Source organism: Hymenobacter metallicola (assembly GCF_004745645.1).
GTDB lineage: Bacteria > Bacteroidota > Bacteroidia > Cytophagales > Hymenobacteraceae > Hymenobacter > Hymenobacter metallicola.
In genome coordinates this window covers 779645-798631 of record NZ_SRMB01000002.1, presented here as the reverse complement: position 1 = coordinate 798631, position 18987 = coordinate 779645, and the positions used below count along the sequence as shown (strand labels likewise).

Annotated in this window: 16 protein-coding genes; 5 read left to right on the top strand and 11 right to left on the bottom strand. The window is 61.1% G+C overall.

Translation table 11 applies throughout. The annotated features are described in order from the left end of the window. Window positions 1-2: 2 nt before the first annotated feature. From E5K02_RS14125 to folP, 5 genes are all read right to left on the bottom strand, one after another. Window positions 3-1538, bottom strand: coding sequence for a patatin-like phospholipase family protein (locus E5K02_RS14125; RefSeq protein ID WP_167856403.1), 1536 nt, complete (start codon window positions 1536-1538; stop codon window positions 3-5). A gap of 58 nt (window positions 1539-1596) precedes the next feature. Next, window positions 1597-2403, bottom strand: a complete 807-nt coding sequence (locus E5K02_RS14120) for a peptidoglycan-binding protein (protein WP_206025961.1) — start codon at window positions 2401-2403, stop codon at window positions 1597-1599. A 387-nt stretch (window positions 2404-2790) separates the two neighbouring features. Continuing rightward, the gene (locus tag E5K02_RS14115; protein ID WP_135395548.1) at window positions 2791-3198 is read right to left on the bottom strand and encodes an STAS/SEC14 domain-containing protein; all 408 of its coding nucleotides are present in this window, start codon (window positions 3196-3198) and stop codon (window positions 2791-2793) included. Window positions 3199-3266: 68 nt separating this feature from the next. After that, window positions 3267-4103: a diadenylate cyclase CdaA gene (gene cdaA / locus E5K02_RS14110; protein WP_135395546.1), complete on the bottom strand. Its 837-nt coding sequence runs from the start codon at window positions 4101-4103 to the stop codon at window positions 3267-3269. Then, window positions 4100-4984 carry a dihydropteroate synthase gene (gene folP / locus E5K02_RS14105; protein ID WP_135395544.1) on the bottom strand — a complete coding sequence of 295 codons (885 nt, stop codon included), beginning with the start codon at window positions 4982-4984 and terminating at the stop codon, window positions 4100-4102. The genes cdaA and folP overlap by 4 nt, the downstream gene beginning before the upstream one ends. A 47-nt stretch (window positions 4985-5031) precedes the next feature. Between folP and E5K02_RS14100 the strand changes: the two genes are divergently transcribed. The 5 genes from E5K02_RS14100 (at window position 5032) to E5K02_RS14080 (ending at window position 9404) form a co-directional block, all read left to right on the top strand. After that, window positions 5032-5586 carry a DUF1599 domain-containing protein gene (locus E5K02_RS14100; protein ID WP_135395543.1) on the top strand — a complete coding sequence of 185 codons (555 nt, stop codon included), beginning with the start codon at window positions 5032-5034 and terminating at the stop codon, window positions 5584-5586. Between the two features lie 157 nt (window positions 5587-5743). After that, a complete protein-coding gene (locus E5K02_RS14095) occupies window positions 5744-6853 on the top strand; it encodes a BT_3928 family protein (RefSeq protein WP_135395541.1) in 1110 nt (369 codons plus the stop codon). Window positions 6854-6940: 87 nt separating this feature from the next. Then, the gene (locus E5K02_RS14090; protein ID WP_135395538.1) at window positions 6941-7996 is read left to right on the top strand and encodes an ABC transporter permease; all 1056 of its coding nucleotides are present in this window, start codon (window positions 6941-6943) and stop codon (window positions 7994-7996) included. A gap of 125 nt (window positions 7997-8121) precedes the next feature. Beyond that, complete coding sequence (locus tag E5K02_RS14085; protein ID WP_135395536.1) at window positions 8122-8643, top strand: shikimate kinase; 522 nt, start codon at window positions 8122-8124, stop codon at window positions 8641-8643. Between the two features lie 80 nt (window positions 8644-8723). Further along, window positions 8724-9404 (top strand): sterol desaturase family protein, encoded by a 681-nt coding sequence (locus E5K02_RS14080; protein WP_135395534.1) that lies wholly within the window; start codon window positions 8724-8726, stop codon window positions 9402-9404. Between the two features lie 177 nt (window positions 9405-9581). On the opposite strand, the gene E5K02_RS25565 is transcribed toward E5K02_RS14080, so the two are convergent. The 6 genes from E5K02_RS25565 to E5K02_RS14055 all read right to left on the bottom strand — a co-directional run bounded on the left by E5K02_RS25565 (window position 9582) and on the right by E5K02_RS14055 (window position 18715). Next, on the bottom strand, window positions 9582-9752 hold the full coding sequence (locus tag E5K02_RS25565) for a hypothetical protein (protein ID WP_167856402.1): 171 nt from the start codon (window positions 9750-9752) through the stop codon (window positions 9582-9584). 203 nt (window positions 9753-9955) lie between these two features. Beyond that, entirely contained in the window at window positions 9956-12208 is a 2253-nt protein-coding gene (locus E5K02_RS14075; protein ID WP_135395532.1) for a beta-1,3-glucanase family protein, read from the bottom strand. A 537-nt stretch (window positions 12209-12745) separates the two neighbouring features. Continuing rightward, window positions 12746-14128, bottom strand: a complete 1383-nt coding sequence (locus E5K02_RS14070) for an ABC transporter permease (RefSeq protein ID WP_135395530.1) — start codon at window positions 14126-14128, stop codon at window positions 12746-12748. Window positions 14129-14131: 3 nt separating this feature from the next. Further along, window positions 14132-15550, bottom strand: a complete 1419-nt coding sequence (locus E5K02_RS14065) for an ABC transporter permease (protein ID WP_135395528.1) — start codon at window positions 15548-15550, stop codon at window positions 14132-14134. A gap of 7 nt (window positions 15551-15557) precedes the next feature. Further along, a complete protein-coding gene (locus E5K02_RS14060; protein ID WP_135395526.1) occupies window positions 15558-16265 on the bottom strand; it encodes an ABC transporter ATP-binding protein in 708 nt (235 codons plus the stop codon). Window positions 16266-16285: 20 nt separating this feature from the next. Beyond that, window positions 16286-18715 carry a TonB-dependent receptor gene (locus E5K02_RS14055; protein ID WP_135395524.1) on the bottom strand — a complete coding sequence of 810 codons (2430 nt, stop codon included), beginning with the start codon at window positions 18713-18715 and terminating at the stop codon, window positions 16286-16288. Window positions 18716-18987 lie beyond the last annotated feature (272 nt).

Genomic DNA, 18987 nt, shown 5'->3' with positions numbered 1-18987 from the left:
GACTACACCGCGTGGCCGACGGCGGGGAGTTGCTGGGCCGCTATGGCAGGCTTCATGTAGGTTGGCATCACGCAGGGCCAGGTTAAGTCCGTCGGCCGGGGCTCGGGCAGGCGCGTCTTGCTGTCGTCCATAGCCCGGGACTGCTGCACCACATCCACTTTCGCCTTGCGCAGCTTTTTGTAGGCTTCCCAGTCAAATTTTGTCAGGAACTCAACCGCGCCCCGCACGCCTACCAGGAAGAGGTTGACCTTGTCGCGGTTCGGCATATTGAAATCCAGCCAGTTGAAGCCGTCCACGTTCAGGCAGTGCACCAGGTGGCGGTAGTCGGAGTTACGATGAATAAAGTCGAAGTCGTACTGGGTGCGGGCCGCATCAAACATGGCAGCTAGCACACCGGGCAGGTTGCGGGTAGCGCGTGCCATGCCCCGGTCGATGCCCAGCTTGATGCCAAAGGTTGGAGCAGCCGGCACCTGGGTGTTGTCGTGAAACAAGTCGATAGGGAAGTTCGACATGATACCACCGTCCATAAACATGACGGATTCCGGAATGGGGCCCGTGTAGCCCAGGGCTGCCCAGGCGTCGGTGTAGGACTTGGCCTGGACCGGCGGCAGGTTGTAGCCCGGCATGTGCCGGATCTGGTAGGGCTGAAAAAACAGGGGAATCGACATGGATGCCCGCACCAGCTCTGCCGGGTGCACGTGCCGCCAGTCGCCCCAGTAGAGTGGGGCCATTTCCGGAAACACCACTTTGGTTTGCGTGGTAATGTCAGCGGCCACAATAGCCACACGGCACAAGTCCTCAGGAGTGTAGGGGGTTTGCGCCGGCGCGTTATCGGCCGTGTGCGTACGGTGCAGGCCCGTCGCCGGCACCTGCGCACGGAGCGTCACCAGTCGTTCAATGGTGTTGACACCCCGCTGGTTGAGCAAGCGGGCCAGCCAGGCCTTGAACACCTCTCCCCGGTGGAGACCAAAATCGTCGCGGATATTGTCCACAATCTGCAGCCCGTCGCTGATAAGGCCGGCTTTGCTGGCCGTACGGTTCAGCCAACCCCATATACCGCGCCCCGTTTGGGTAGGCTTCAGCAGGTCGGCCGTAAAGTCGCGGGCATCGTCGTCTCCATCCACGAAGTCGTAAAAGTTCTGATTAGCCAGCTGCTCAATAATCCAGGTTGTGCTGGGCTCCTGCCGGGGGGCTGCCACGGCCATCAGCAGGGCATTGATGGAGCCGGCAGAAGTACCACCCAGGCGCAAAAACCGAATTCCGACCTGTTCCAGGGCATACACGTACCCAACCAGGGCTATGCCGAGCATCCCGCCTCCTTCCATTACCAAGTCCACGTACTGCAGTGCATAGCTGCGCTCGGGCCGCTGCGGGTCGGGGGTGTAGGCAGGGCCACCCCCAATGTCCGAAACGCGCCACCCACCCGTTTCCAGGGTTTTCAGGGCTATATAGTCGTGGAGTTTTTCCAGGGCCTCCAGCACTTGGGGGTGCCGGGTGAATTGTTCGGGTTGCAGCAGCTCAGGTTGGGGGGCAGGCATAGCGGTTGGGATATAAATAGTGACCGGAAATTCCAAAGTGGATAGAGCGGGGGCTCTGCTATTGCGCGTAGTCAATAAAGCCAACGTTGATACCGTTGACCTTGCGCTGAGTTTGCCGATAAACGCCGCCGCCATTGTCGGAGCCGCCGGCGTTGGTATTGCCTTCGATAGTTACCAGTTTGCCTCCGTTGACTTCAAGCACAATGCCGGTGTGGCCGGCGTTAGCAGTGCCGGGCCGGGCGGTGCGGATAATAAATATCTGACCGGGCCTTACCACGGCCGGGTCCTGGCGGGCCATAGCAGCCGTGATACGACTTACCCGCCCCTTTGCGCGCTGCCAATGGTCGAGACAGCCGCCCGTGCGAATGCAGGGATTGGCAACGCCAAGCTGGGCCGCCGCCTCGTCGAAGCACCAGTAAACAAAGCACATACACCAGAATACACCGGGTTGGAGCCCGGTACGCTCAATGTAGCGGTTGACCCGCGGACCCCGGTTGCTGAAGGGCGGGTGCTCGCACACGCCTAGCTCGCCCATAGCTATCTGCAGCACGCGGGCCAACAGTGGGCGAGCAGGGTCGGGGGTAGTTTCCCGGGTAATGCTCTGCTGGCCAAAAAGCGCCGTCCACGTCAGTGGCCCAAGCTCACCGTCTATCTTAAGCGGAATTCCATCCTGATCAGTAAAGCGGGCCTGCAAGCCCCGGACCGCGTCGCGGGTTTCGGGGCCAAATTGGCCGTCTGCTTGTACCGGCCCGCACCCGAGTCGGTTCAATTGCTGTTGGATGCGCCGCACGAGGCCAGCATTGTTCTCCCCTACTTTTACAATATGCCCGGGGTACCCCATGCCGGGCTTGGCCAACGGTGCCATAACGGTTGAAGGTAAGACTGGTCAGAAAGGGCCACAAATCCAGAGCAACATGCCATGCCCGTGCCCGCCGCATATAGCTTGCAGGCGTTCAAATCGGGCAGCATAAGTAGGAGAGGGGTGTGCGCCTGTCCCGGGAAGGTGGCAACGCTGCGGTTACCATAGGGCCATTACACGGGGTCGAACCGTGGTAAGGCGGAGCTTGAAGTGAAAATACGAACTTATTCCAATATTTACTTTAATTATTCTTATAAAAAAATCTAAGGCTACCCACCTCTTGTTGGTCGAAAGGGTGAGAAGCAACCGACCCGTCGGGGCGCCTACCTACCTAGCACTAGAAAGGCGCCTGCTGCTTGGTTCGAGAAGAAACAGACTAAATTCTCTTCACTTTTAGGCGCACACCGAGCGTAGCCACTGCTGAGCGGCTTGGCGGTTGTCAAAAACCTGGGCCTGGAAAGCAGTAAGCTGGCTGTAGAAGGTTGAAGCCGACTCTTGGGCCAGGGTTTCGGGTGTGGTTACCATCGCAAAAAAGCGCAGTCCGGCCCCCGCCGCGCTGGGGGCCCACTCATTGATGACCCAGTCCATCGAATGGTCCCAGGGCCCGCGCACCGAGCGGGTGTCGTTTAGCACGCACGAAAACCCGGATTGGGCCAGGGCTGCCGTGTAAGCCTGGGCCCCGGCCTTAATGCTGTCGGCCGTCAGGTAGCCCATCCAGTTCACCAAAATCCAACGGTTTTCCGTATCACTTTCAATAGTAAGATAAACGCGTCCGGTGGGAGTGGTCAGGTCTTGAGTCATAGGCTGAAAAACGTAACCCTGGCCTAAATCGTTGACCAGGCCGGCTAAACTGCCTGGCTAGCCAATGCTTACGCGGCTACTTCCGTGGCCGAAGCGGAAGCATTGGCCGGCTTGGGCGCCGCATCAAACAGGAACTCGTTTAGCCGGGCCCGCAAATCCGACGACGACAGGTTGCGGAATACTTCCCCGCCCCGCACCAGGGAAATCTGCCCGGTTTCCTCACTCACCACTAGCACCACGCTGTCGGTCACCTCCGTCAGGCCGATGGCGGCGCGGTGGCGCAGGCCCATGGAGGCCGGCACATCGGGGTTTTCGCTCACGGGCAAAATGCAACGGGCCGCCTTGATGCGGTTGTTGTTGATAATGACGGCCCCGTCGTGCAAAGGGCTAGTTTTGTTGAAGATGGACATGAGCAGGCGCTTGCTCACGGCGGCATCAATCAGGTCGCCGGAGTCGGCGTAGAATTTCAGGTCTGAGACCATGGTAAAGGCAATCAGGGCCCCGGTATTCTTACCAGCCAGGCTCTTGGCCGCCTCCACGAAGGGTGTGATGCTCATGCGCTCGGACGGCACTTCGCGGCGCCAGGGAAACACCCGCATCCGGTCGAAGGCCGTGGCCTTGCCGATGGTGAGCAGAAAGCGGCGGATTTCCTGCTGAAACAGGATGATGCTGGCCAGCACGCCCACACTCATAAACTGCCCCAGGATGCTGGTCAACAGCTCCATACCGGCGGCTTTGACCACGAGATAGAGCAAGTAGATAGACATCAGGCCCAGAAAAATCTTCAGCGCCACACTTCCCGTCAGCAGCTTGTAGAGCTGATAGAACAACACCGTAACCAGCAGCACGTCCACGACGTCTATCCAGCCAATGCGCAGGAAGCCGATGCTGAAGGAGCCAATCACGGGGAGGAAGGTAGCAGGGTGTTGGAAACGAGCCGAACGGTCTGCACCGCTTCGGCTACATCGTGTACGCGCAACAGCCGGGCTCCGTTGAGCAAGGCAATAGTATTTACCGCTACTGTTCCGCTCAGGGCGGCTTCGGGTGTAAGTCCCAGAGGCTTGTAAACCATGGCTTTACGCGACAATCCCGCCAGGATGGGCAAACCCAAAAGTTGCAATTCTCGTATACGACCGAGCAGCTCGTGGTTCTGGGCGGCCGTTTTGGCAAAGCCGAAGCCCGGGTCCAGAATAATATCGGCTACGCCCAAGGCGCGGAGCTGGGCTACTTTGTCGCGGAAGTAGCGCACCAGCTCCAGCACGAGGCCGTCGGGGTAGTCGGTGAGCTGCTGCATGGTTTGGGGCGTGCCGCGCATGTGCATCAGCACGTAGGGCACCTGCAGGCGGCCGGCGGTGGCAAACATGGCTTCGTCCAGTTCGCCCCCGCTGATGTCGTTGATGATGTCGGCCCCGGCGGCTACGGCCGCGCAAGCCACGCTGCTGCGGAACGTATCGACGGAGAGAAAGGCGTCGGGAAACGCGCGGCGCAGGGCTTCCAGGGCCGGCAGCACCCGCTGTTTTTCCTCGTCCTCACCGATATGCTCGGCCCCGGGCCGGGAAGAGTAGCCGCCCACGTCGAGGATGCCGGCCCCGGCCTGCAGCATGGCTTCGGCGCGGTGCAGCAGGTCGGTGTGGCCGGCCACGCGGCTCTGGGCAAAGAAGGAATCCGGAGTCAGATTCAGAATGCCCATTACCTGGGGCGAGGCCAGATTCAGGACGCGGCCACCGGGGCAACGCAGCGTTTGCCTCGGAGAAAAACACGTATCTTTCGCGGCCTGGGCAGACATGAGCGGAGAGGCTAAAAACCGGGATTCTTAAAAGTAGGCTGAAAATTTTGAGTAACCAAACCCAGCACGAGTACGACCAGGTGATTGGTCAATGCCGGAGCCTGTTCCTGGCCAAGACCCACGACTATGGCACCGCGTGGCGCATTATGCGCCTGCCTTCGGTCACGGATCAGATTTATATCAAGGCCCAGCGCATCCGCTCCATTCAGGAGAAGGGCGTGCAGCTGGTGGCCGACGGCGTGGAGGAGGAGTTTGTAGCCATCATCAATTACTGCATCATTGCCCTGATGCAGCTGCGCCTGCCCGCCGACGCGCCCCTGGACCTGCAACCCGCCGACGTGGAAGCGGCCTACGACGAGCAGGTGGCGGAAAATCGCCGGCTGCTGTTCGCCAAAAACCACGACTACGGCGAGGCCTGGCGGCAAATGCGGGTGGAAAGCATTACCGACATTATCCTGATGAAGCTGCACCGCACCAAGCAGATTGAGGACCTGGCCGGGCTTACCCGCGTCTCGGAAGGCGTGGACGCCAACTACCGCGACATGCTCAATTACGCCGTGTTTGCGCTGATTAAATCGGGGTTTGCGGAAGCCAAAGCGTAGTGATTAGGGCGCTTGGTAGTAGCCGCCATACCTGACAACTTTGCAATGAGAGTAACCTATTAGAAGACTGCTAGGTTAATTGCTCGTATGACACGACGGCCCTAGCCGGGCCCGTTGTCCTATCCAAGACCCTAAGCTCCCAAGACCATAAGTCCCCATGAGACTCCTTACCCGTATCTGCTGGCTGCTGCTGGGCGTGCTGTTTATCTTCTCCGGCCTGGTGAAGCTCAACGACCCCATCGGCACGGCCTACAAGCTGGAAGAATATTTTGAAGTGTTTGCCGCGTCCGTGCCCAGCATGGCCGGCTTTTTTCTCTGGTTCAAGGACAGCTCCCGCACGCTGTCCATCGTGCTCAGCTCCCTGGAAGTGATTCTGGGCGCGGCCCTGCTGCTGCGCTGGCACCTGCGCCAAACCCTGTGGGTGCTGCTGACCCTGCTCGTGTTCTTTACCTTCCTCACGTTCTACTCGGCCGCCTTTAACAAGGTAACCGACTGCGGCTGCTTCGGCGACTTTATCAAGCTCACGCCCTGGACCTCGTTTAGCAAGGATGTGTTCCTGCTGGTGCTCTGGGCCGTGGTGTTCTTCAACCAGCGCTACCTGCGCCGGGTATTTGCCCGCGGCATGCTCGGCATTATGTACATGACCCTGGCCTCGGCCGTGGCCATCGGGATTGGGGTGCGGGCCCTGGGCCATCTGCCTTACTTCGACTTCTTGCCCTATAAAGTCGGCAACGACATCGGCAAGCTGATGAAGGCCTCGGAGCCCTTACGCTACAAGTACATCATGGAAAAGAACGGGGCCACTCAGGAGTTCACCGAGTACCCCACCGATACCACCTGGAAATACAAGCAGATGGTGGCCCTGAACCCCGAGGCCGGCCCAAAAATCACCGACTTCAAGGTGTGGAACGACCAGGGCGACTACACCCAGGAGCTGCTGAAAGGCAACAAGCTGGTGCTCATCATTCAGAACACCGACAAGGCCGACCGGGACCGTTTCCTGATGATCAACAAGCTGTTGCAGTCGGCCGACTCCTCACAGAAGAAGATTTCCCACCTGGTAATTACCAGCAGCAGCCCGGCCGAATTCGACGCCTTCCGCCACGAGGTCAATCTGTCGGCCCCCTTCTACTACGCCGACGCCACCGTCCTCAAGTCCATGATTCGGTCGAATCCGGGTTTTATGCTGCTCAAGGACGGGGTGGTGAAGGGCAAGTTCCACTACCACGATATTCCGACCCGGGCTACCCTGGAAGAGCTTCTGTAGTTGGTTGTTGTTGGTTGTCAGTGGTTAGGGGTAGACGAGACACCAGCACATGCTAACGATTGACAACCAACAACTACCAATTAATCTATGATTTCTTTCGTGCTGCGGCGGCTGTTGCAAGGAGTGTTGGTGCTGGCTGGTGTGGCCCTGACCGTCTTCTTCCTGTTTACGGTGCTGCCCGGCGACCCGGTGGCCTTGCTGGCCGGCCAACGCTCGGACGTGGCCACCCGCGCCGCCATTGCCGCCGACCTGGGCCTCGACCAGCCCGTGCCCGTGCAGCTGGTCGGGTACCTGAACGACGTGTCGCCGCTGGGCCTGCACCCGCGCGACTCGGCGGCCGTGGCCAAGTACGGCGGCGTGGCCGTGCTGCCCCTGGGCGAAAAGTCATTAGTTGTGAAAGTGCCCTATCTGCGCCGGTCCTTTCAGAGCAACAAGGATGTGCTCAGCATCCTGCTCGACCATTTTACCGGTACGCTCTGGCTAGCCCTGGCGGCCATGCTGCTGGCGGCCGTGCTCGGTATTGGCTTCGGCGTAGTGGCGGCCCTCAAGCCGCATTCCTGGCTCGACCGGGCCCTGATTACGACCTCCGTGCTGGGCATTTCGGTGCCTTCGTTTGTGGCCGGTATTCTGATTGCCATGACCTTTGGCTTCTACTGGAGCCACTGGACCGGCCTGAACCTGACCGGGCAGCTCTACGAAACCGACCCGTTCACGGGCCGCCACCTGGTGCTGCGCAACCTGCTGCTGCCCGCCTTTGCCCTGGGCATCCGGCCCCTGGCCGTTATTACCCAACTCACCCGCAGCTCCATGCTCGACGTGCTCAGCCAGGACTACATCCGCACGGCGAGGGCCAAGGGCTTATCGGGCTACCGCGTAGTGGTCGGCCACGCCCTGAAAAACGCCCTGAACCCGGTTATTACGGCCGTGTCGGGCTGGTTGGCGTCCCTCATGGCGGGAGCTTTCTTTATCGAGTATATCTTCAACTGGAAAGGGCTGGGCACCGTTACGCTGCGCGCCGTCGAAAACCTGGATTTTCCGGTGGTAATGGGCGCCACTATCTTCATTGCCTTCCTGTTTGTGGTCGTCAATATCGTGGTCGACGTGCTCTACACCGTGCTTGACCCCAGGGTAAAGCTCAGGTAGCGTCCTGCTGAGCAACGTGCCATGGCGAGGCACGAAGCCATCCGCCTTCTGTGAAGGCCGCTCCGCCCTTTTACCGCGAAGTCCTTGCCTGACAGTACCTTCTTCTCATTAGCACCCTGACCACAATGCGGCTTTATTTGATTGGTATGCCGGGGGCGGGCAAAACGACGCTGGGCCGGGCGCTGGCCGCCGCCTACGAACTGCCCTTCCGTGACCTGGACGAAGAAATTGTCGCGCGCGAGCAACGCAGCATCGCCGATATTTTTGCGGCCGAGGGAGAGGCGTATTTCCGGCAGCGCGAAGCCGCTGTGCTGCGCGAGGTGGTGGCCGAACTGCCCGGGGTGGTGCTGGCGACGGGCGGGGGCACACCTTGCTTTCACGCCAATATGGACTTGTTGCTCCAAACCGGCTACCCGCTCTACCTGGAGGTGCCCATCGAGGAGCTGCTGCAGCGGGTGCAACGGGCGGCGGGTAGCCGGCCGCTCCTGGCCCAGGTGGACAGCCCGCAGGCCCTGGAAACTCGCTTGCGCGAAACCTTAGCCGCCCGGGAACAGTTTTATAGCCGCGCGCCGCTACGCTGTAGTGGCAGCGCCTGCACGGTTGCGGCTGTGCAGCAGCTGTTGCACCAGTATCGGGTGAGCGGCTAACTTGAGCCCGGCTGCGTATTCGGCGCAGTGTTTGTGCGGCTCTGTGTACTTTTGCTTTTTCTAATAGCTGATCATTGCTTATGAATTCCGCTTCCTCTACATCAGCCCCCGAACTAGCTCCTTCCCCGGTGAAAACGCCTGACCAGATCAAGCCCAAGCACAAGGGCTCGGCTCAGCTGTTCAAAAACCCCGTGCTGGAGCGCCTTACCCACACGCACATTGCGCTGCCCGTATCCATCTTCCTGATTACGGCGGTGGTAAGCCTCTACTACGGCCTGACCCACGGCTTTATCAGCGGGCTTTCGGCTTTTGGCCTGTTTTTGCTCGGCTGGTTTATGTTCACTTACGTGGAGTATGCCATGCACCGCTACCTCTACCACATTCCGGCCACTACGCCCCGCAAGGCCAAGTTCCAATACACCCTGCACGGCGTCCACCACGAGTATCCCAAAGACAAAACCCGCCTGGCCATGCCGCCCATCATTACGGTGTTTGTGGCCTCGCTGCTGTTCTTCATCTTCCGCTTCACGTTTGGCAGCTACGCCTTCGGTATTCTAGCCGGCTTCACCTTTGGCTACGCCCTGTACCTGTTTGTGCATTACGCCATTCATGCCTACGCGCCGCCGAAGAACTTCCTGAAAGTATGGTGGACTCACCATGCCCAGCACCACTACCGGCAGGACGAAATTGCCTTTGGCGTTTCGTCTACCCTCTGGGACCATATCATTGGCACCATGCCCAGCAAGAAGGCCGAAAGCTAAGCCGCTACTTTCCTAGCAAAAGCCTGACTGGAAACAGCCAGGCTTTTTGCTTTTATCTGCTCGTGCCTCTGTAGAACGCCCCTGCCAGCTACAGGCACCAGAAGTAGGAGCGAGGGTTGTAAGCCAAAAAGGGCGCCTACAAGGCGCCCTTTTTTCGTGCATGACTATTGGGCAGGCTTAGCGGCGGATTTTACGCACTAAGAACCACAGCAGCAGCACTACCAAAAACACCCCAATGAGGGCCGTCCAGGCGCCGGCTTTGAAGATGTCGCCAACTAAGTCGCAGCTGCTGAGCGAGAAGGTGAGAAGCAGCAGGCAGAAAGGCAGGAGAAAACGGTAGTTTTTCATGGGAGTGCGAAGAGAAGTGGGAGAGCAGGCCACTGGAAGGGCCTGACTCTGCTTGAATACTGGCCGGTGGTGGAAAAGGTTGAGGCCGCGCTTCCCGCCCGAACCGCCCTTCGGGTCTTAGCCGGCAACATGGTCGGGGCTCGCCCACCAAAAAAGGCGGCCCGCGAGGACCGCCTTTCTGGTGCGTGTGCTACTGAGTGCTCCTACTTTACGAAGCGGCGCAGTACCTGCTGCTGGTCTTTGGTAACTACCGACAGCGTGTAGATGCCCGCGGGCAGCGCCGCCACGTTCACCGGGCCCTGGTCGAGAATGCCCCGTTGCAGCACCCGGCCGCTGACGTCCCGAATCTGGTACTGGCTGCCCGTAAGCTCCACGGCTGCGCGCAGCTGCAGGTGGTCGGCTACGGGGTTGGGGTACAGCTCCAGGGCTTCGGGTTGGCTGAGCCCAGAGTTGGTAGCCAGCGTGGTGCCGGCCGTGCGGGCCGCGGCGGCCTTGCTGATGCGGACCCAGTTGATGTTCCAGCCGCCGGTTTGGGCGTAGATGCCGAAGTTGTAAGTACCCGCGTTGATGGTCACCGTGCGCGACACCGTGGTCCAGTTCTGCCAGCCGCCCGTGCCAGGAATAGCCGAGTTGCCCAGTTGAATGGCGCCGGCGTTCAGGTCCGAAGAGATAGTGCCCCCGCTGCCCCCGCTGGCCACGCGGTACTCGATGGTGTAGCTGCCCGAGGTGGGGAAGTTGATGCCATTCCAGACCAGGTAGTCGCCCGCGTCCACGTAGCCCATGTTCTGGCCGCCGCCCGCGTCGGTGCAAGTTTCCACCGTCATGCCGTTGTTGACGCTGGCCGCCTCGGCCTGTAGCGTCACGCTGAAGGTAGACGTGCTGGCGGCTCGTACCCGCAGCGAAGTAGCCTTGTCGTTCCAGTTGCCGGTGCCCAGCGGGTTGTTTACCAGGCAGCCATTACCGGCGCTGCCCACTGTCAGGGCGCTGCCGCCGAAGTTGTCGTTTTCGTAGAGCACCACCTCGTAGCCGGCATTTACCTTGAGCGAGGAAATGTCGTCGTTGAGAATGCCGCGGCTTTGCAGGGCGGCCAGGGTATAGTCGCCCACGGGCAGGTTAACGGCCGTGCCGGTATAGTTGCAGTCCTTGTACATGGTGCTCACGCCCGCCACTGGGGGCGGCGTGCTGCCGGCGTAGCCGCCGAAAGTAGCAATAACCCGGGTTGGCTGGGGCGTGTGCAGGGTGGCCGACTGGTCGTTCACGTCGTCGTAGGCAAAGCCGTACGAGAGGTTATCCACGCTAATGCCGGGCAGGTGCCAGAAGCGGGCGTAGTAGTTGGCTGGCGCGGCCTGGTAGTACTTCGAGGCATCGTACCAGTTCTGCTGGCCGGGGGCGGCGGTGGTCACGTCTACCACGTGGCGGTTGATGGCGGCCGTCATCTGGGCTTGTACTACCAAGTCACAGTCGCCGTCGCTCACGCGGTTGTCGAGCAGGCCCTTGCCTTCAAACGCCATCTGGGTGGTGGGGCGGCCGTTAATAATGCCCGTACGGCCCGCAAAGGCCCCTGATTGGCCCACCACAACCAGCCGGTCGTTGGCGTCGACGCGGCCCTTGAACACGCCCGCGTTGCCGGCGTAGAAAATCAGGTCCGTAGTCTTGTACTTGTTCCAGATGGCATCGATGTAGCTCTTAAAGTAGTTGCCGTAAGGGCCCGCTACGGTGCCGTTCGAACCGTCCTGGAAGGCAGGCGTTTTGGAGGGGAAGGTGATTTCGCCGGTGGTGCTGTTCACCGTGCCCTGAAACTCGGCCGGCACGTTAGCTTTGTAGGCGGCCACGATGTCGGCGGCTGACTTCAGCTCACCCGTGCGCTTCTGGTAGCCGTTGCCAATCAACTCCAGCCCCATCGGGTAGCGGAAGGCGTCGACGCGGGTCGTATTGCCGAAGAAGCCGAACTGGTTGTTGGTCAGCTCGATAAACTCGTACATGATGCCCTTGTTCGGGTCGTTCGGGTTCTGGTGGTTGGGGGCCGCGTAGCCCGAGGGCGCCCCCGACGAGCCAAAGAAGTACAGATAGAGCTGCTGGCCCCGGGAAATGAACACCCGGCAGCCGGCAATGTAGGGCAGGGTGAAGGTCTTATTGGGAATGCTGCTCAGCCGCGTGAAGCAGGCCGCGTACTTGGAGTTCTGGCCCGGGCCGGTGTTGCCGTTGTAAGTGGGGCCGGTTACGGTATTGTACGACGAGGACATGGGCAACACCTGGCTGTTGGCCGCGTTGATCCACACGTGGTTGCCGGCCGGGTCGATGCCCACGATGGCCACGTAGAGGTCGGTGTCGGGGAAGGGCGAGTTGTTGGCAATGGTAAACGGAATGCTGCCTTGGGCCCAGCTGGCCGTGGTCAGAAGCAGCGCGCAAAGCCCGGTAAGCAGGCTCCGCAACAAGGTACGGGTAGGGGTTTTCATGGAGATTGGGTAAGAGTGGGAATTGGGTTGGAAAGGGCAAGCCCCGCCTGGCTCACCTAGAACTAGGCGGGTAAGTGGCCACGCACTGGCACGGGCAAAAGACGCGAAAGGGCGAAAAGGCAAGTAGAATAAAGGGCGGGAAGCGCCCTGCGCAGGCCGGATATGAGGCGCCAGATGACTACAGCGGGGCCTGGTGTGATTTAAATATAATAGCCTTTTTCGAAGAAAAACAAGTGCGGAAACGAGGCTGTACTGCTGTCAACGGGTTGTGGGGGCGCCTACGTCGCACGCGGGCTACAACTACTGCACACACTTTTTAGCCCGTAATCGAAAAAGCCTTGTTTTGCTAATAAGGGAGATAATTAAGCAATTCGTTTAAAAAACAATCAAAAAACAGGGTTGCAGGACGATAATTTTAGAAATGTGATAATGTATAGCCGGAAGCTCGTAGAGCAGACTACCCGAGCCTGCTCTACGGACCATGGTGCCAACGGGTGATATTTACCGCCGGGCCAGCCTGCTACACCCCGACTGGTTTTAGCGGGGAGTGACAGGGCGCACGCATAGCAGCCCTAGTCCCAGCAGGTGCACCAGGGCCACGCTCAGCAGTAGCTTCAGGAGCCCGTGCTGCACAGTAGTTAGCTCCGGGGCACTGATAAAAGTATGAGTTGGTTCCTGAGCATAGTCGGCGTGGGTAAACGCAACCCGGCGGAAAAGAAAGGGGTAGTAAAACGCCCGCAGCGCGTCGTGGTGCCGTTCCGCGCTGCGCTGAAACTGCAAGTGGGTGGGCAGGTCGGTGCCGGCCAGGGCGTTGAGGCTGCTTTGGGCGCTGATGGCTGGCGACAAAAGGTTGAGCTTCTCAACCAGGTCGTAGCGTTGCTGCAGGCCCTGCGCATACGCAGCCGCCTGCCGGGCCACGGCCAGGTCGCCCAGGTGCTGAAAGGCGTAGTACCAGCGCCACGCAAACCGCTCCCGGATGGTGGTCGTGTCGCGCCACTGGGGGTAGAGAGCAAAAAAACGGCTCATGGTCTGGGCCTTGGGCCGGTCCCAGCCGGCATGAATTTCTTCGCGCTGCTGAATGGTCAGCGCAATACCCTGCGGCACGGGCCGGGCCGCGGCGACGCCCAGATTCAGCAGGCTGGGCACCAGCACGACCAGTAGCAGCCACACGCCCAGCAAGCTCACGGCATTCACAGCTGAAGGGCGCTGCAGGCCCGCGACGACCAGCACCACGCCCAACCAGAACAGGCAGTAAAGTGTCGTCAGGACCAGCCAGCTGGCCACCCGCCCATCCGGGGGGACCCCGGCCCAGAGCATGCCCACCACCGAGAGCAGCAGGGCCAGGGTCAGTACCAGCACCAGCCGGAAAGCTAGTTTGGCCCCGACCACCACCGCGGGGCGAACCGGCTGAGCCAGCAGCAGCGGCAGAACGCCTTCCTCCCGCTCCCCGGAAAGCAGGTTGAAGCTCAGGGCAATGATAAGGAGCGGAAACAGGTATACCAGCACAAAGGCCAGGTCGAAGTTGCCGCTGAGCGTCTTCATTGGGTTGGTGTTGTCGGCGGCGTAGAGCTGGTTTTGCAGGCCCAGCAGGCGCAGCTTCACGTACGTGGGGTTCACGTCGCGCAGGCCCAGGGAAAGCGCCGCCCACGAGTCGGGGTGGTGCACGGCGAATGTTGAGTGGTAGTAGCCGATGTCGCCGGCATCAGCCGGACCGGGGAATTTCTCTTTCAGCTCCGCAATGTTGCGGCGGGTAAGCTCGGGCAGGGTAGCCAGGTGCTGGCGCTGCCGCTCAATTTCGGTGGTGCCGTAGTAAATACCGTAGAGGCCCGTGGCCAGCAGCAGGCCGCACAGCAGCACCAAGCCTTTGGCCGCGCGGAAGTGGTGCCACTCGGCGGAAAACAGAATCCGGAATGTGTGCATACATCAGGTAACAGAAGTGGTAGAAATGAGCCGCAGCCCCAGCCAGCTCAGGCCCACGCCCCAGAGCAGCAGCGCCGCGAGGGGCAGCAGCAAGTGGGGCCAGGCCCAGCCCAGCGTGGGGGCGTGGTAGGCAAATACCGGCAGCTCGCGCCAGGTGCGGGCGTCCAGCCGCCGCTCCTTGTCGCCGTAGCCCATGCCGGCTTGTAGGTGGTTGAGGCGCTGCACCAGCATGTAGCGGTAGGCTTCGGCGGCCTGCTGAAAGTGCACGTAGTGGGCAAAGTCGGAGCCGGCCAGGCCCATCGACAGCGGCCGGATGGCTTGGTAGGGGTTCAGCAGCCCGGCCCAGTCGGAAAGGCGGTTTTGGCGCTGGTACGTGGCATTCAGAGCCGCAAAATGCTGCTGATACACCTTGGCCGAGTATGCTTCGCCCGCCGCCATTTGCAGGCCGGCCACGCTGACGGGCAGCTTTTCCTCGGAGTCGACCCCGTACTGTTTAAGTAGGGCGGCTTTCAAAGCGGCGGCGCGCTGGTCGTGCGGGTCGTGGCCATTGATGCCGTGCTGGGCCTGCTCGTGTACCTGGGCGTCCATTTGCGCTTTCGTGGTAGTCGGATACAGGGAAGCGCCCAGGTTGGCCGTGGCTTTGGGCAGGATGATGCAGCCCAGAATCCAGAGGCCGAGTAGGGTGACCAGGGCCGCCCGGGAGCTGGCCTGCCGCGCCGATACCACCACGGACCCCACCACGAACAGAAAGAAATAGAGGGCGTAGCTCAGGCCAAACAAGAGCAGGCGCAGCAGCAGGTCGGGGCCGGCGGCAAATTCCTCGCCCGTAAACAGCAGCGCGGCGGCCAGCCCCAGGGCCGGGGCCACCACCAGGGCCACGGCCTGGCTCAGACCCCGGATTTTGCCCCAGGCCACCTGGCGCAAGCTGACGCCCTGGCTGAGCAGCAGCTTCAGCATGCCGGTTTCGCGCTCCTGCGTGAAGGCGCCGAAACACAGAAATATAATGAGCAGGGGCACCAGCAGCTGCAATACAAAAGCCACGGTCATCTCCCCAAACCGAATCAGGGAGCCCGACTGCTGGGCCTGGCTGAAGTTGACGCTGTTTTGCTGGTGGGCTTCCAGGTACACGACGCTGCCCGTGTAGGTGTCTACGCCCGCGTCGAGCAGGCTCAGGCCCGACTTGGGCCGGAAGGCAAATGAGCCGTAGTGGGCCACCCGGTGCGGGTGCCGGGCCGGCTGGTTGCGAAACTGCTCGTTGACGGTGCCCTGGGCCAGCTCCCGTTCTTGCTGCAGGCTGCGGTAGGAGGCCCGGCCCACCAGCGTAGCGGCCAGCAGCAGGGCCAGCACCAGCCCGCTCAGCACCACAAAGCGCCGGTCGCGTAGGGTGCTGACGAATTCTTTTTGCGCAATGCTATGGATCATCAGCGGGCTAGTGCATGTAGGTGAGGTAAAGCTGCTCCAGTTCCTGGGCGTTCAGAGCGGCGGTGGGGCGCACATCCACCAGCTCTCCTTCCCGCATGATGCCCACGCGGGTGCCTACTTCCTTGGCCCGGAAAATGTCGTGGGTGGCCATGAGCACGGCGGTGCCCTGGGCGCTGAGCCGCCGCAGCAGCTCCGAAAACTCGTTGGAAGCTTTGGGGTCGAGGCCGGAGGTGGGCTCGTCGAGCAGTAGCACCTGGGCGTGCTTGGCCACGGCAATGGCAATGCCCACTTTCTGGCGCATGCCCTTGGAGTAGGTGCCCACCCGCCGCCGCACCGCTTCGGCGGGCAGGCCGGCATCGGTGAGGTAGCCCTGCAATTCCGGTTGGGAGTACCGGTAGCCAGCCAGGCTGCTGAACAAAGCCAGGTTTTCCAGGCCCGTCAGGTGGGGGTAGAGCATGACTTGCTCCGGAATGTACGCCAGGTATTCTTTGATTTTGAGCGGGTTGGCCGCTACTTCCAGCCCATTGACGAAGGCGGCGCCCGAAGTAGGCGATACAAAGCCCAGGAACAGATTAATCGTCGTGGACTTGCCGGCCCCGTTTTGGCCCAGCAAACAAAAGATTTCGCCCGGAGCAATCTGCAAATCCAGCCCGCGCAGGGCCAGCTTGTCGGCGTACTGCTTGCGCAGAGCCCGGGCTTCGAGAAGGTAAGTCATATAAAAAAGAATGGGTGCCGTTAGAAAGTGTAGCCCAGCGTGGCCAGGAAGTTGCGCGGGGCCCCGGGGCTGGCCCGGAAGAAGTCGTAGCCCCCGACGAAGTAGTACTGGTCCAGCACGTTATTGACGTTCAGGTGGAAGTTGAATTTGCCGGTGGTGTAGAACAGGGCCGCATCGAGCACCGTGTAAGCGGGCCAGTACGCCCAGTACAGCTCGCCCGTAGTGGTGTTGGCCACCTGGTTTTCGGTGCGGCGGCGGCTCACGTGGTTGCCGCCCACGGCCACGCCCAGCCCCCGCAGGGCCGGCGTCAGAAAGGTGTACTTGGTCCACAGGCCGGCCGAGTGCCGGGGGGCATTGGCCAGGGGCTGCCCGTTTTCCACGGCCAGATCCGCCTCCAGCACCTCGGAGTGGTTGAAGGCGTAGCTGGCGTTCAGGCTCAGATTAGGGAGGATGTTGCCGGCCAGCTCCAGCTCCGCTCCGCGGGAACGGGCTTGGCCATTCTGCCGGTACACGGGCGCCCCCTCGGGCGTGAGGGAACCGGTATTGACCAGCTGGTTGCGCTTCACAATCTGGTAAGTGGCCACGGTGGCCAGCAGGCCCTTGTTGAAAAATTCACCCTTGAGGCCGGTTTCCAGCTGGTAGCTGGTTTCGGGGTCGAAGGCGGTGGCGCGGCCGTAGCGCTCCGGAAAGCGGATGTACTCGGGCTTGAGCGGCCGGAAACCAGCGCTGTAGGAGGCAAAGTACTTCAGGTTGTCGCGCAGGGCGTAGGTCAGGCCGGCCCGGGGCAGCAGCTGGCGCTGCCGGATGTTCTGCTTCCCGTCGCCGTAGTCCCGCTCGTCGGCAAACAGCTCGTAGCGCACTCCCAGCAGCAAACCCAGGCGTTCGGTCACGTCCAGCTGGTCCTGCACGTACACGCCCGTGGTGTGGTACACCGAGTTGATGTAGTCGGTGAAAAACTGCGGCAGGGGCCGGCGCACGTACTTGGTCGGGTCCTGTATTTCGTAGAGCGGCTTTTTTAAATCGAACGTCAGGGATGAGGTGACGCCGTTTACCACCTTCTGCCGGGCCTCAAACATGGTGCTCTGCGGGTCGGTATTGAAGCGGATGTAGTCCACGCCCGCTACCACTTTGTGCGCTACCGGACCCGTAGAGCGGTTGAGCACGAAGTAGGCGGCCAAGTTCTTAGTGTACTCCTCGGCGCGCCGGTCGAAGTAGCGCAGGTTCATCACCGTATTGGCCGGGGCGTCGGCGTAGGTGTTCAGGGTGCGATGCTCGCTCAGATCCTCATGGTAAGTAAAATCCAGGTAAGAGGCGTTGAACGACAGCCAATTGGTGAATTTGTGGTTGAGTGAGGCGTTGAGGTAGTAGGTGCTGGTGCGGAAATAGTCGCTCGGCTGGCTCAGGGTAAAGGACTGGGGCAGGGCGTACAGGTCGCCCCCGCGGATGGGCAGGCCCCGGTCCAGGTAGCCGTCGATGTGGGTATACACCAGCTCGGCGTTGACAGTCGTCTTATCCGTGGGCAGAAACGTCACGGTGGGCGCCGCCATCAGGGAGCGGGTATCGTTCACGGCCCGAAACGTATTCGACTTCTCAAAACCAGCGTTGAAGCGGTAGAGTAGCGTTTTCTGGTCGTTGAGCGGGCCCGTAAGGTCGGCCGTGGCGCGCAGGGTATTGAAGCTGCCGGTAGAGAAGCTCAGGGCCTGGCGGGCCACGTCCAGCGGCTTTTTCGTCACCATGTTCACCGTGCCGCCCGGGTTGATGTCGCCATACAAGGCCGCGCCGGGGCCTTTGAGGATTTCGACCCGCTCCAGATTCACCGTCAGCGGCGTTTGGGTAAAGGAGTTGCCATAGCTAAAGCCCGAACGCAGCCCGTTCAGCAGCCGGAAGCCACTCTCGTAGCCGTTGCGAAACCCCCGGATGGTCAGGTCGTCGTAGTGCGAGTATTGGGTTACGCCCGCCACATTTTTCACTACCTCGGTCAGGCGCAGGGCCTGGCGGTCCTCCATCAATTCCTTGGTCACGGTCGAAATCGACTGGGGCACGTCGATAAGGCGGGCCGCCGTTTTGGTGCCCACAAAGCTGTAGTCGCTCTTGTAAGAGGTTTCCTTGCGCCCCAGCACCTCTACTTCCTGCAGGGCCGTGGTGCTGGGCTGCAGCACGAAATCCAGGGTCAGGAAGGGCGAATCGGGGCTGAGCGCCACAACGCGGCGCTGCTCCTCGTGGCTAAGGCTGCGGACAATCAGGGTGTATTCGCCCTGGGGCAGGTCTAGCGAGTAATGCCCATCGGCCTCGCTGAACGCCGAAAATCGACCGGACAGCTCCACGATGGAAACTCCCTCCAGGCCCCGTCCTCCAGCCTCGGTAATATGACCATCGAGGTGGCCGGACAACCCTTGGGCGCCCGCAAAAAGAGGGCACAAAAGCCCCAGAAACAGAAAAAGTCGTAGCATGAAAAAACGGGAAAGCCCGGCATAGGCGGCAAGCCCACCGCGCGGGTGAAGTCGGTAAAAAAGAGAGGGAATGGGGTGCCCAACCGGTTACAGCACAATTGGGTAGCTACCCAGGGCGGCTGTCAAAAGCAGCGGCTGAGCCAGAAGCTGGCTACCCCAGCGGCAGATGGGCTGGTCGGCTAGGAGGCGAAAAAAGGGCGATACAACCCGGACCCTGCTGGCCGCAGCGGGCGATGGGGCCACGGAGCGCCGCGGCAGACTGCGCCCAGGCA

Coding starts and splice junctions, on each gene's coding strand:
- E5K02_RS14125 (WP_167856403.1), bottom strand. CDS start 1,538: ATGCCTGCCCCCCAACCTGAGCTGCTGCAACCCGAACAATTCACCCGG.
- E5K02_RS14120 (WP_206025961.1), bottom strand. CDS start 2,403: ATGGCACCGTTGGCCAAGCCCGGCATGGGGTACCCCGGGCATATTGTA.
- E5K02_RS14115 (WP_135395548.1), bottom strand. CDS start 3,198: ATGACTCAAGACCTGACCACTCCCACCGGACGCGTTTATCTTACTATT.
- folP (WP_135395544.1), bottom strand. CDS start 4,984: ATGTCTGCCCAGGCCGCGAAAGATACGTGTTTTTCTCCGAGGCAAACG.
- E5K02_RS14095 (WP_135395541.1), top strand. CDS start 5,744: ATGAGACTCCTTACCCGTATCTGCTGGCTGCTGCTGGGCGTGCTGTTT.
- E5K02_RS14090 (WP_135395538.1), top strand. CDS start 6,941: ATGATTTCTTTCGTGCTGCGGCGGCTGTTGCAAGGAGTGTTGGTGCTG.
- E5K02_RS14085 (WP_135395536.1), top strand. CDS start 8,122: ATGCGGCTTTATTTGATTGGTATGCCGGGGGCGGGCAAAACGACGCTG.
- E5K02_RS14080 (WP_135395534.1), top strand. CDS start 8,724: ATGAATTCCGCTTCCTCTACATCAGCCCCCGAACTAGCTCCTTCCCCG.
- E5K02_RS25565 (WP_167856402.1), bottom strand. CDS start 9,752: ATGAAAAACTACCGTTTTCTCCTGCCTTTCTGCCTGCTGCTTCTCACC.
- E5K02_RS14075 (WP_135395532.1), bottom strand. CDS start 12,208: ATGAAAACCCCTACCCGTACCTTGTTGCGGAGCCTGCTTACCGGGCTT.
- E5K02_RS14070 (WP_135395530.1), bottom strand. CDS start 14,128: ATGCACACATTCCGGATTCTGTTTTCCGCCGAGTGGCACCACTTCCGC.
- E5K02_RS14065 (WP_135395528.1), bottom strand. CDS start 15,550: ATGATCCATAGCATTGCGCAAAAAGAATTCGTCAGCACCCTACGCGAC.
- E5K02_RS14060 (WP_135395526.1), bottom strand. CDS start 16,265: ATGACTTACCTTCTCGAAGCCCGGGCTCTGCGCAAGCAGTACGCCGAC.
- E5K02_RS14055 (WP_135395524.1), bottom strand. CDS start 18,715: ATGCTACGACTTTTTCTGTTTCTGGGGCTTTTGTGCCCTCTTTTTGCG.